The sequence below is a fragment of the Lysinibacillus sp. FSL K6-1151 genome (assembly GCF_038630755.1).
GTDB classification, from domain to species: domain Bacteria; phylum Bacillota; class Bacilli; order Bacillales_A; family Planococcaceae; genus Lysinibacillus; species Lysinibacillus fusiformis_D.
This window is the reverse complement of the sequence record NZ_CP152040.1, coordinates 1,069,906-1,082,519: the sequence shown is the minus strand read 5'-3', so window position 1 is coordinate 1,082,519 and position 12,614 is coordinate 1,069,906. Positions and strand designations below refer to the sequence as shown.

At 38.7% G+C, this 12,614-nt stretch carries 15 protein-coding genes; all 15 read right to left on the bottom strand.

The genetic code is table 11. The features are described 5' to 3' along the window. Positions 1-76 precede the first annotated feature (76 nt). Positions 77-973 (bottom strand): DNA-processing protein DprA, encoded by an 897-nt coding sequence (dprA, locus tag MHI04_RS05035; protein ID WP_342535384.1) that lies wholly within the window; start codon positions 971-973, stop codon positions 77-79. Positions 974-1,166: 193 nt separating this feature from the next. Next, positions 1,167-2,069 (bottom strand): succinate--CoA ligase subunit alpha, encoded by a 903-nt coding sequence (gene sucD / locus MHI04_RS05030; RefSeq protein WP_054610302.1) that lies wholly within the window; start codon positions 2,067-2,069, stop codon positions 1,167-1,169. 19 nt (positions 2,070-2,088) lie between these two features. After that, positions 2,089-3,249: an ADP-forming succinate--CoA ligase subunit beta gene (gene sucC / locus MHI04_RS05025; RefSeq protein ID WP_036124767.1), complete on the bottom strand. Its 1,161-nt coding sequence runs from the start codon at positions 3,247-3,249 to the stop codon at positions 2,089-2,091. Between the two features lie 161 nt (positions 3,250-3,410). Next, positions 3,411-3,713 (bottom strand): EscU/YscU/HrcU family type III secretion system export apparatus switch protein, encoded by a 303-nt coding sequence (locus tag MHI04_RS05020; RefSeq protein WP_089931994.1) that lies wholly within the window; start codon positions 3,711-3,713, stop codon positions 3,411-3,413. Further along, positions 3,710-5,599: a hypothetical protein gene (locus tag MHI04_RS05015; protein ID WP_036124772.1), complete on the bottom strand. Its 1,890-nt coding sequence runs from the start codon at positions 5,597-5,599 to the stop codon at positions 3,710-3,712. Before MHI04_RS05015 ends, MHI04_RS05020 begins: the two co-directional genes overlap by 4 nt. Positions 5,600-5,653: 54 nt before the next feature. Next, positions 5,654-6,415: a ribonuclease HII gene (locus tag MHI04_RS05010; RefSeq protein ID WP_036124775.1), complete on the bottom strand. Its 762-nt coding sequence runs from the start codon at positions 6,413-6,415 to the stop codon at positions 5,654-5,656. A 165-nt stretch (positions 6,416-6,580) separates the two neighbouring features. Next, positions 6,581-7,456, bottom strand: a complete 876-nt coding sequence (gene ylqF, locus MHI04_RS05005) for a ribosome biogenesis GTPase YlqF (protein WP_036124777.1) — start codon at positions 7,454-7,456, stop codon at positions 6,581-6,583. Between the two features lie 57 nt (positions 7,457-7,513). After that, on the bottom strand, positions 7,514-8,077 hold the full coding sequence (gene lepB / locus MHI04_RS05000; protein WP_036124779.1) for a signal peptidase I: 564 nt from the start codon (positions 8,075-8,077) through the stop codon (positions 7,514-7,516). Between the two features lie 105 nt (positions 8,078-8,182). Further along, positions 8,183-8,527, bottom strand: a complete 345-nt coding sequence (gene rplS / locus MHI04_RS04995; RefSeq protein ID WP_036124783.1) for a 50S ribosomal protein L19 — start codon at positions 8,525-8,527, stop codon at positions 8,183-8,185. Between the two features lie 116 nt (positions 8,528-8,643). Further along, a complete protein-coding gene (gene trmD / locus MHI04_RS04990; protein ID WP_036124836.1) occupies positions 8,644-9,381 on the bottom strand; it encodes a tRNA (guanosine(37)-N1)-methyltransferase TrmD in 738 nt (245 codons plus the stop codon). Continuing rightward, positions 9,381-9,896: a ribosome maturation factor RimM gene (gene rimM / locus MHI04_RS04985; protein WP_036124784.1), complete on the bottom strand. Its 516-nt coding sequence runs from the start codon at positions 9,894-9,896 to the stop codon at positions 9,381-9,383. Before rimM ends, trmD begins: the two co-directional genes overlap by 1 nt. A 386-nt stretch (positions 9,897-10,282) precedes the next feature. Next, complete coding sequence (locus MHI04_RS04980) at positions 10,283-10,516, bottom strand: KH domain-containing protein (RefSeq protein ID WP_004269410.1); 234 nt, start codon at positions 10,514-10,516, stop codon at positions 10,283-10,285. A gap of 15 nt (positions 10,517-10,531) precedes the next feature. Next, the gene (rpsP, locus tag MHI04_RS04975) at positions 10,532-10,804 is read right to left on the bottom strand and encodes a 30S ribosomal protein S16 (protein ID WP_004269411.1); all 273 of its coding nucleotides are present in this window, start codon (positions 10,802-10,804) and stop codon (positions 10,532-10,534) included. Between the two features lie 94 nt (positions 10,805-10,898). Further along, complete coding sequence (gene ffh, locus MHI04_RS04970) at positions 10,899-12,257, bottom strand: signal recognition particle protein (protein WP_036124787.1); 1,359 nt, start codon at positions 12,255-12,257, stop codon at positions 10,899-10,901. 12 nt (positions 12,258-12,269) lie between these two features. Then, complete coding sequence (locus MHI04_RS04965; protein ID WP_036124788.1) at positions 12,270-12,605, bottom strand: putative DNA-binding protein; 336 nt, start codon at positions 12,603-12,605, stop codon at positions 12,270-12,272. Between the last annotated feature and the right edge of the window lie 9 nt (positions 12,606-12,614).

Genomic DNA, 12,614 nt, shown 5'->3' with positions numbered 1-12,614 from the left:
GCGAGGTCTATTACTAATTTTTTTAAGTTACCTGTTGCAAAATGTATAACAGATTTTAAGATAATGCAACTTTTTTTCAATTTTTGTTAGAAAAGAGCTCCAGTGTTTCAACGATTTGATGACCATTCATGACTGGAATTGCACCTTCTATAAGTAATTGATTGGTCCCCTTAGATTGTGTCGCATCAATAGGTCCAGGCACCACAAATACATCTTTCCCCTGCTCTAATGCGAGCTCTGTCGTAATAAGCGTACCACTTTTTAGGGCAGCCTCTGTCACAACTAAAGCTTGGGATAAACCACTAATGATTCGGTTACGCATCGGGAAATGCCATTTTTCAGGCTTTATATGAGGGGGATATTCCGTTATTAATAGCTGGTGCTCTGCCATTTGTTTAGCAAGAATCTGATTTTCTGCTGGGTAGAGATAATTAAAACCATGTCCAAGTACAGCAATTGTGTGACCACCCATATCAATTGTTGCCCTATGTGCTATTGTATCAGCACCTCTAGCAAGCCCACTAACGACCGTATAACCACTTTGAACAAGAGGCGGTACTATGAGGTCCATCGCCCTCTTAGAATACGCTGTAGCCTTCCTAGAGCCTATAATAGCTATCTGTTTGTTATTTGTTAACAGAGAATACTGACCTTTCACATACAATACAGTAGGTGGATTGGATATTTCAAATAATTGCGCCGGGAAATATGGATGATAAAACGGTATGGGGACAATATTGGCCTGTGCATACGCAGCACCAAAAGGTTTTATCATAATTTGTCGAAAACTTTGAGAGAGTTGATATGCTTTTTGTGCCGATATTTGTAGAATTTTCGCTATTTCATCATGATGAATGTCTTCAAAAGAGCTTAACATATTTACCGGGGACAATAATTGTTGAAATTTCTGAAGAGGTAACGGGTATATATAATGCAAAGCTAGTAATCTCTGTGTATCTACTGCTAGGATCATTCAATAAACCTCCTTTATAATAGAAGAAATTAAATGACCGCATGATAATGCAACACAACTTTTCATCATTATTTATACATCTGCCATAAAATTGTCGTTTTTTTCATAAGTAAGTAGGAATTTGTTTCATGAAATATGATAGCAGCGTGTAAATAATGAAAAAGATGTAGCCGCAATAGCTACATCTTCCATTTTAATGGGTTTTACACTTTTCGTATAGCCCTTTTTCTTTAATTACTTTAATCAATGTTTCACCAATGACAGAAGGTGTTTCTGCAACTTCGATACCAGCAGCGTTCATTGCTTTAATTTTCTCAGCTGCTGTTCCTTTACCACCAGAAATGATCGCACCAGCGTGACCCATACGTTTTCCTGGAGGGGCAGTTTGTCCACCAATAAAGCCTACAACAGGTTTTGTCATATTTGCTTTAATCCATTCAGCTGCTTCTTCTTCAGCCGTACCGCCGATTTCACCAATCATAACTACTGCGTAAGTTTCTGGATCATTATTAAACGCTTCAAGAACATCAATGAAGTTTGTACCGTTGACAGGGTCTCCACCGATACCTACAGCTGTTGTTTGACCAATACCAGCTTGCGTTAATTGGTGTACTGCTTCATATGTTAATGTACCAGAACGAGAAACTACTCCTACATGGCCTTTTGTATGAATGTAACCTGGCATGATACCAATTTTACATTCATCAGCTGTAATAACACCTGGACAGTTTGGACCTACTAAGCGAGTCTTTTTACCTTCCATATAACGTTTAACTTTCACCATATCAAGGACAGGAATGTGCTCTGTGATACAGATCGTTAATTCTAATTCAGCATCAACAGCTTCTAAAATTGCATCTGCCGCAAATGGTGCAGGTACATAGATAACTGAAGTTGTAGCACCTGTTGCAGCTACAGCTTCTGCTACTGTATTGAAAACAGGAACTCCCTCGATCTCAAGTCCACCTTTACCTGGTGTTACACCTGCTACGATTTTTGTGCCATACTCAAGCATTTGCTTCGTATGGAAAAGAGCTGTTTCGCCCGTGATCCCTTGTACAATTACCTTCGTATCTTTGTTAATAAATACAGCCATTGTTCTCTCCCTGCCTTCCTTAGCCTACTAGTCCCACAATTTTTTGTGCACCGTCAGCCATTGAATCCGCTGCAACGATGTTTAAACCAGACGCATTTAAAATTTCTTTTCCAAGTTCTACATTTGTACCTTCTAAACGTACAACTAATGGCACAGCTAAACCGATTTCTTTAGCAGCCGTTACAACACCCTCAGCGATAATGTTACACTTCATAATTCCGCCAAAAATGTTTACGAAAATGCCTTTTACGTTTGAATCAGAAAGGATAATTTTGAAAGCCTCTGTTACTTTTTCAGCTGTTGCACCGCCCCCTACATCTAGGAAGTTAGCAGGGCTACCGCCATAATAGCTAATTGTATCCATAGTTGCCATAGCAAGACCAGCACCATTAACCATACAGCCAATGTTACCCTCTAATGAAATATAGCTTAAATCATATTTGGATGCTTCGATTTCTTTTGGATCTTCCTCGTCGAAATCGCGTAATTCGACAATATCCTTATGTCTATATAATGCATTGGCATCAAAATTGAATTTAGCATCTAATGCCACTACATCACCTTGTCCAGTTACTACAAGTGGATTAATTTCTACAATTGATGCATCTTTGTCGATAAATGCTTGATATAAGCCTAACATTAATTTAACAGCTTTCCCCACAAGGTTTGCTGGAATATTCATATTAAACGCCATACGACGTGCTTGGAAGCTTGTTAATCCAACTACAGGATCTACTACTTCTTTGAAGATTTTTTCCGGATTTGTTTCCGCAACTTCTTCAATATCCATACCGCCTTCTTCAGATCCCATCATCGTAACACGAGATGTGGCACGGTCTAATACTAGACTTAAATAGTATTCTTTTTGGATATCAGAACCCTCTTCAATATACAAACGTTTTACTTCTTTTCCTTCTGGACCTGTTTGATGAGTCACTAAAATTTTCCCTAATAACTCTTTTGCGTATGTGCGCACCTCGTCAAGATTTTTAGCGATTTTTACACCGCCTGCTTTACCGCGACCACCTGCATGAATTTGCGCCTTGACAACTGTTACGTTTGAGCCAAGTTCTTTCGCTACTTTTACTGCTTCATCAGGGGAAAAAGCAACTTTTCCGTTTGGTACTGCTACACCATATTTTCTCAGAATCTCTTTCCCTTGATATTCATGGATATTCATAATACATCCTCCCATCAAACATTTGCATAGAATTGTTTTACTAACATAGACTATTCTAACGAAACATTCTGATAAAGTCTACACTTTGTCTTTAGTTCGAATTTTCTCTCTTATTATGACGCTTTTTTCTATTTTGTGTACTAAAACAGCTTGCAAAACAGTCAGAATACTTCTTTTTTTCTGTATTTTTGCGCATGTTGTTGATCTAAACGATAAATAAAAGCAAAAACCTCCGAAACCGCCTGATATAATTCTTCTGGAATAGACTCGTTTAAATCTAATTGACCAAGCAACTGCACAAGGTTAGGATCCTCATAAATCGGCACATTATGCTCATTTGCACGTGCCAAAATATTCTCGGCAATTTTCCCTTTTCCCTTTGCTACAACAGTCGGACTATCCATTTGCCCAAGTTTATAGGTAAGTGCAATTGCTTCTTTTCGAGTAAATTTTTCTTCGCTCATACGCGGATATCCACCCCACTCTGCTCCTCTCGCTGTTCTACTACAGTACTTCCTTTTTCTGTTTGCCCCTTGTCAAATTGTTTAATAAAAACACCTGATAGTTGATAATCCTTTTCTGCCAATCCCATTTTCAAGGCAGCCTTTAATGGCTCCGCAAGTGGCTGAATATCCGAATTTTCATTAAATATCGTTACTGTAACTACTCTATTTTGAACCTGCATATCAATTACCGTTTCTTGCATGGATGCCATCTGTAAATAAAATAATACGCGTGCATAATTGGCATCAATTTTGCCATCTTCCTTCATGCGACCATTCCACTGTAATGTTGCATCCATCTTTTTGCCGAAAAATTCAAGCGGGACTTGCATAATGAGCTGATGTTGATGGCCATTTTCTCCTGAAGATAGCTGCATACCATTCATACGCGTCATCAACATTTCTGCCGCTTCTCTCAATTGTGGTGTAATATTACTTTCCTGCAATAATGTGTGGAGCTGTGGCTTTAATTGATGGGTAATCATTTGTATATCTGCTGATTTGTTCCCCAATGTCGCCTCATAGCTAATCCCTAAATTTTTTAACACCGTTTTAAGGGCATGCTGCATCGCCTTACTATCCACCGAATTTTGTACAAGTGCATCAGCTTGTGTCACTATTTGTTGAATCATCGGTTGCGGTGATTCAACACTAGTTTTAACAAGGTTACGCATCAGTGCTTCATTTTGTAATGGAGTCGTCGCTTCTTGCCTTATAAGAGATAGCAAATGTTCCTTGCTAGACAATGCATTAGCATCCTGTGTAAATAAACGATCAGCAGTATTTTGAGCAAACGCTTTTATTAACTGCTCCTGCATTTGTTTAGCAAAAATTTCTAATGTTTGCTTCGATACTGGTAATTGATTAAAACGATCCATTAACTGATTGAGCTGTAGTTTTTGTTCATTTGTTAAGAAATTTTGGTTGGCTGTCCATGATTTCAACTGTTCAATTAGCTGACTTACATTTTCAGGCTTTGATGCAAGGATCGTTTGTACTACTTGGCCAGCCTGCTGCATTGGTTGTGCCGCTTTAGGGTCATTGATATTCGTCCAGTTTTGCCATGTCGCTTGTTGTGGCAATATGCCTGCTTCCTTTAAAATTGTTAAGGCTTGCATTTTTTCACTCATCGCAGCAGCATCATTTGTTAAGCTCTGTATCGCTCTAGCTAAAATCAGACTGCCTGTTTCTATTTCAAAAGGTTTAGCAATCGCTTGTACCTGCTGCATCAAATTTTGCTTAAGCACTTCAGATAAAGTAGTATCCCTTGCTAAAAGCTGTGCAAAATTATCCATAGTCATCGCCATACCAGATGTTTTTTGTCCACTTAGTAAGGCTTGAAAAACATCATTCGTCATTGGCATTTTAAGCTCTATCATTTTTTGAATGACCTGTAGTGCATCCGCTTTTGAAATGCCCTCTGGTAATGCCTTTAGCCACATTTCTGCCTGCATTAATTGCTCTTTTGAAATAGGTAACTGTTCCTTCATAAAATGTCCTAGCAATTGCTGCATCTCTGCTGTTTTAGGCAAATTCATGGATTCTAGTAGCTGATTGATTTGTTGATTTGGAGAAGATGCTTGTGCCATTGGTCCTGTAACCACTTTTAATTCGGTTTGTGGATTTGTTCCTGTTACCTGAAAGAAATGGGCATCACCCGTCTTTAACGGTACTTCAAGTTTCGCTATAAATTTTTGATTACCTACTTGTATTTCTGCCATTTGATCTGGATATAATTGCTTAATGGTACCGTGAAATACTTGTCCCTGCTTTAAAGCAAGTGGCTGATTTGCTGAAGTCATGGCATTTTGTTGTAGTTGAATCGGATTAAATGATGTGGCTGACATATACATACTCCTTTCATCAATTACTCCCTCGTGTCATTGTCCCATTCTGTAGCTTTATTGAATCATTGATTTTATCGGTTCAAATGATTTACGATGGTGAATTGTTGGTCCATATTCTTCCAATGCATTTAAATGTTGCTTTGTCCCATAGCCTGCATGTTGCCCAAAGCCATACATAGGAAATTCTTTGTCTAGTTGCTCCATATAATCGTCTCGGGCTGTTTTAGCTAGAATGGAGGCAGCTGCGATTGCTAAGCTCTTGGCATCCCCTTTGATAATTGAATCCTGAGGAATCGAAATGGGTAATGTCATAGCATCTACTAAAACTACATCAGGCTTTGTCGCCAATGATTCTACACTTACTTTCATAGATTGTTTGGTTGCCTCGTATATATTCAGTGCATCGATTTGCTGAGCGGATTGGAAATGAACAAAATAACTAATGGCATGCTCTTTAATTAACGTTGCAAAGGCGTTTCGTTTCTCCTTTGATAATTGCTTTGAATCATTCAGACCAACAAGGGCCTCACAATTTGTAGGTAAAATAACAGCTGCTGTCACAACAGGTCCCGCTAATGGTCCACGTCCTGCTTCATCTACACCCGCAACCAATGTATCGATACTCCCATAGCTTAAATCAAATGCTACTTTCGCTTGATGTTCTTGCAGTAATTGACGTTTTTTATCTTGTCGTTTTTGCCAAGTATGCCACGCCTTCTGTACACCTGTTCTTTCATCCGTTGCTATTTCTATCATCCAATCTTGCCATTCTTCTGCACCTTTCAATGCAGTGTTAATTTCTTTAATGGTTTTCATTTAAGTGCTCCTTCTTGCTTCTACTCAATAAAACTATATCATGTTCAGTTTTTTATGTAGTCTCTTTCATTTGAAAACTATTTTCCTCTCTATAGTCATTATCGGTAAGAAAATTCATTCCTAAAAGAAAAACTGTCACAAAAGAACATGTGACAGTTTCAATACTTATAATTGTTCAGCCTCTTTTTTTAGCTGTTCATCAACAAAATCAAAGGTCAGTTTGCCTAATTGTAAGCCGCGTATATCTCGAACAATCAGCTGTGCTACTTGATCATAATCAATTTCTCCGCCAGGTCCAAATACACGGCGTAGCTTGCCAATATGATCAAAAGTATCCACTAACTCCTCATGGATAAATTCGAAACCATAACGTTCCTCCATACGCTTTGGATAATGATCGGATAAGAAACGCAAGCCATAGACAGCTAAATCTTCCATATTTGTGATGGTATCCTTAATCGCACCAGTTAAAGCTAATTTAAAGCCTACTTCTTGATCTTCAAATTTTGGCCATAAAATACCTGGTGTATCCAGTAGCTCTAGCTCTTTACCAACTTTAATCCATTGCTGTGCTTTTGTTACACCTGGTGTATTTCCGGTTTTAGCGATATTTTTTTTCGCCAAGCGATTAATCAGTGTGGATTTCCCTACGTTAGGTATTCCAACAATCATGGCACGAATAGCTCTAGGTTTCATACCTCGCGCCTTCATGCGATCAAATTTCTCTTTTAAAATTTCTTGCGCCGCTTTTGTTACTTGCTGTAAGCCCTTACCCTCAAGTGAGTTTATGGCTACGGCTTTATGACCACGTTGTGCAAAATATTCTACCCATTTACGTGTTTCTTGCTCATCTGCCATATCCGCTTTATTTAAAATTAAAAGACGTGGTTTTTGGTTAATCACTTCGTCGATCATCGGATTACGTGAGGATAGCGGTAAACGTGCATCTATTAATTCAAATATAATATCGACAAGCTTTAATTTTTCCGTTACTTCACGTCGGGCTTTCGCCATATGCCCTGGAAACCATTGTATTGTCATAGCTATACCTCCTAAACTAAAAGAAAAAGGGAGTGATTAAGCTCTCCCTTTCTTGCATTACTTTACAATTTTTATGTCACTAAATGGCCAGAAAATCAAACTTGTATTACCAATAATTTCCTTTTGTTCAACAAGGCCAATATGACGACTATCTTTACTATTTCGACGGTTATCCCCCATGACAAAAACATATCCTTCTGGAATAGTATCCACGGAAACATCAATATCTTTTAAGGTAAAGTCTTCTGTTAGGGTCCCCCCAGCAATTTGCGCTTTATATGCATCTAAATAGGGCTCATCTATTGGTTCACCATTAATATATAATTGATCGTCCTTATATTCCAGCGTATCTCCTGGCAGTCCTATTACACGCTTTATGTAATTTTTTTGTTCAGGTGCATGAAATACAACGATATCAAAACGCTTTGGTTCACCTATTTTATAACCAATCTTATTCACAATCATCCGGTCGCCATCTTCAAGGGTTGGCATCATGGACTCTCCATCAACTGCAATGGGTGTAAATAAAAAATATCGAATCACTGCAGCAATCGCAAATGCAATTAATAGTGCTTTTGTCCATTCCCATAATTCATTCTTTTCTTTCACTTGTTTTTCCATTGAGAATTGCCCCCTTGTCTAACACTATTTTAGATGATAGTGAATAAAGATGACAAGCAAAAAGAAAAGGGGCTTGAACACAAGCCCCTCACTTTTAAGTCATAATTATCGAATTTCTTTAATACGAGCAGCTTTACCACGTAGGTTACGTAGGTAGTAAAGTTTAGCACGACGTACTTTACCACGACGTACAACTTCTAAGTTAGCGATTTTTGGTGTGTGTACAGGGAATGTACGCTCAACACCTACACCGTAAGAAATTTTACGAACTGTGAAAGTTTCGCTAATACCGCCACCACGACGTTTAATTACTACACCTTCGAAAAGTTGGATACGTTCACGAGTACCCTCTACTACTTTCACGTGTACCTTAACAGTATCACCAGGACGGAAAGTTGGTAGATCAGTGCGAAGCTGAGCTTTTGTAATTTCTGTAATAATGTTTGACATTGTTTTCTCTCCTTAGACAGATGCTCTTGCACGCAATCTATGCCACAGCGGAACACCGTAATTCAGCACTTCACATAGAAGTACAGATTAGATGTTATCATAAATAGAGCAGGCAATCAAGCATCTTGATGATTGTTTTTTAGTTTTTCTAGATACAATTTTTGCTTGTCTGTTAATGGATAATGCTCCAATAAGTCAGGACGGCGCTCAAAAGTTCTTTTCAGCGATTGTTCCTCTCGCCATTGCTCGATTCTAGCGTGATTCCCCGATACTAAAACATCAGGTACCTTCATCCCACGAAACTCCGCAGGTCGTGTATAATGTGGATGCTCAAGTAGACCCGTTGAAAAAGAATCCTGGATATGCGAATTCTCTTGCCCTAAGACACCAGGCAACAATCGAACTACGCTATCAATAACAGTCATAGCGCCTAATTCCCCACCTGTTAACACGAAATCGCCAATGGAAATCTCGTCTGTCACGAGGTGCTGACGTATACGCTCATCATAGCCTTCATAATGACCACATAAGAACACTAACTCCGTTTCTTGTGCTAGCTCTTCTGCTTTTTTCTGGGTGAATCGTTCACCTTGAGGACACATTAAAATGATACGTGGTTGTTTGCCAGCAGTGATGGCCTCCACTGCACTAAACATAGGTTCAGGCTTTAAAACCATACCCGCACCACCACCATATGGATAGTCATCGACTTGCTTGTGTTTGTTCCCTGAAAATGTACGAATATCCGTGACCTCTAGCTTTACAGCACCTTTTTCTTGCGCTTTCTTTAAAATAGATGCACCAAAAACGCCTGAGAACATATCAGGGAACAGGCTTAATACATGAATGTTCATCATAATAAGCCTTCCATTACATGGATGATAATTTTTTTATCTACAACATCAATATCTTTTACGATATCTTCGATATAAGGGATATAATGCTCTTTCTTCGAGCCTTTAACTACCCATACATCGTTTGCTCCTGTTTGCAGGATATCTGCCACAACACCAATTGTTTCGCCCTCTTCAGAAATAACTGTGCAGCCTATTATTTCATGGAAAAAGAATTCATTTTCTGCAAGTAGATCATCTGTCATTTGATCTTTTGTTACTTTCAGCATGCCTTCTTTAAACGGCTCAACCAAGTTGATATTGTTCATGCCTTCAAAAGTTAAAAGAATAAAGTTTTTATGACGACGCACCGAACCAATCGTTACCCAGGTTGGCTTCTTATCGTCTTTTTTAAAGGCAGCAAGTTTATTTCCTACTGCAAAACGCTCTTCTTCAAAGTCTGTTGTCGATAATACACGTATCTCACCACGAATACCGTGTGTATTGACAATACGACCTACATTAAACCATTCCATTCAACTTTCACCTCGTAAAAAACTTCTCTCCATAAAGCATCCTGCTCACCCAATAAATAGCTACCGTTCGCTCATTTATCACCGCTTACAGATGTGCTTGGAAGAATGTCGTTTTAGCTAAGACTGATTTGTCTTGTCATTATTAATATAAGCAATACCCTTTAGCTGTAATCGTTATAACAGTTTTCTGTTCTGCTTAAACAGAAGTACTAGATACATGCTGCTGTTAAAACAAGATAAAAAAAGGAAGGAACCTACAAGCTCCCTCCTTCTTTGTCCAGATTTTACGTTTCATGCTAAAAGCCACTTTGAACTCCTAAGCGACATGTAAACACACCTATCAGGACTCATTTGTACTTGTTGCAAGAGCGTGAAAATCTTTTCTATTAATCCAATATATCGACGTAGGTCTTCTTTTGATGGTGACTACCTGCCGCTGAATAAACAATTGTACGAATCGCTTTCGCTACTCGCCCTTGCTTGCCTATGACTTTCCCTCGATCCTCTGGATGAACAAAAAGTTTATAAACAATTCGATTTGCATTTTCATCCGTCTCAATACGAACTTCTTCTGGATAATCGACTAACGGTAAAACGATTGCTTCAATCAGCTGCTTCAAAGACGTCGCCCCCGATTATTTACTGAATTTTTGGTTATGGAATTTTTCCATGATACCTTGTTCTGAGAACAGGTTACGCACTGTATCTGATGGTTTTGCACCGTCAGCTAACCATTTAAGAGCTTTCTCTTCATCAATGTTTACAGTAGCTGGTTGAGTTAGTGGGTTGTAAGTACCAACTGTTTCGATTTGACGACCGTCACGTGGTGAACGAGCGTCTGCAACTACGATACGATAGAAAGGAGATTTTTTAGCTCCCATACGTTTTAAGCGAATTTTAACTGCCATTTTAATAGCACCTCCGAATAAGTTTCACACAAGATAGTATATTATCAATGTTTAGGTTGTTTGTAAAGTGTTTTTTCTTAACACCTAAAAATTATTATTTAAACAATGAATCAAAGCCTGGTAATTTCATTTTTTTCTTGCCTTTACCACTTGCCATTCCAGTCATTTGCTTCATCATTTTTTTCATTTCATCGAATTGCTTAATGAGACGATTCACCTCTTGAATAGATGTCCCAGAGCCTTTAGCAATACGCTTTTTACGGCTACCATTTATGATTTCTGGGTTGGTCTTTTCAGCAGGGGTCATCGAGTAAATAATGGCCTCTACACGCCCCATTTGTTTATCATCTACTTTTACATTATCCAAGCCTTTGATTTTGTTTGCACCTGGGAGCATTTTTAAAATTTCATCAAGTGGTCCCATTTTTTTGACTTGTTGTAATTGTTCAACGAAATCATCAAATGTAAAGGTTTGGGACTTGAATTTTTCTTCTAATTCTTTGGCTTTTGCTTCATCTACATTTGCTTGCGCCTTTTCGATCAGCGACAGAACATCTCCCATACCTAATATACGAGACGCCATACGCTCTGGATGGAAAGGCTCTAGCGCATCCATTTTCTCACCCATACCGACAAACTTAATCGGTTTCTGCGTTACAGAACGAATGGATAATGCGGCACCACCACGAGTATCACCATCAAGTTTTGTTAAAACAACGCCTGTAATACCAATGGCCTCATTAAAGCTTTCTGCCACATTGACAGCATCCTGACCTGTCATAGCATCGACAACAAGGAATACCTCATCTGGCTCTTTTAATGCACGAATATCTTTTAATTCCTGCATTAAATCTTCATCGATATGAAGACGACCAGCCGTATCGATAATCACCACATCATGATGCTCTTCCTTTGCCAATTCGATTGCTTGACGAGCAATTTCTACTGGAGATACCTCGGTTCCTAAAGCAAAAACAGGTAATGATAACTGTTTACCTAATGTTTGTAGCTGTTGAACGGCTGCTGGGCGATAAACGTCTGCGGCAACTAGTAACGGCTTACGATTAAATTTTTTCCGTAAGACATTTGCCAGTTTTCCTGTAGTCGTCGTTTTACCCGCACCTTGTAAACCGACCATCATAATGACTGTTGGCGGCTTTGTATTAAACTTAATAGGGCTTTGTTCGCCACCCATTAATTCCGTTAATTCATCTTGTACGATTTTAATAACTTGCTGCCCTGGTGTTAAGCTTTGCATAACTTCAACACCGACAGCACGCTCACTTACCTTTTTCACAAACTCTTTGACTACTTTTAAGTTAACATCCGCTTCGATTAAAGCAAATCGGACTTCTCGCATCATTTCTTTAACGTCTTGCTCTGATACTTTCCCTTTGCCTTTAATCTTTTGGATCGTTCCTTGGAGTCGTTCCGCTAATCCTTCAAAAGCCATTGCTTTCGCCTCCTAATCCCATTCTTTCAGCTGTTCAATAAGTGCTAACTGCTGTTCATCTGTCATACTTTTCTCTGTAATCCCCATTGTAAGCTGTGACAGCATTTGGGTACGTTGTTGAAATTTTTCAAGTAAACATAATTTTTCTTCATATTCCTCAAGCATCGCTTCTGTTCGACGAATATTATCGTAAACAGCTTGGCGTGAAACTCCATACGATTCAGCGATTTCTCCTAGAGAGTTATCATCCAAATAGTATAGTTCCATATAACTTCTTTGCTTATCTGTTAATAATGCTTGATAAAAGTCGAAGAGAAAGTTCATGCGTGTTGTTTTTTCAAGTAGCATCGAATGTTT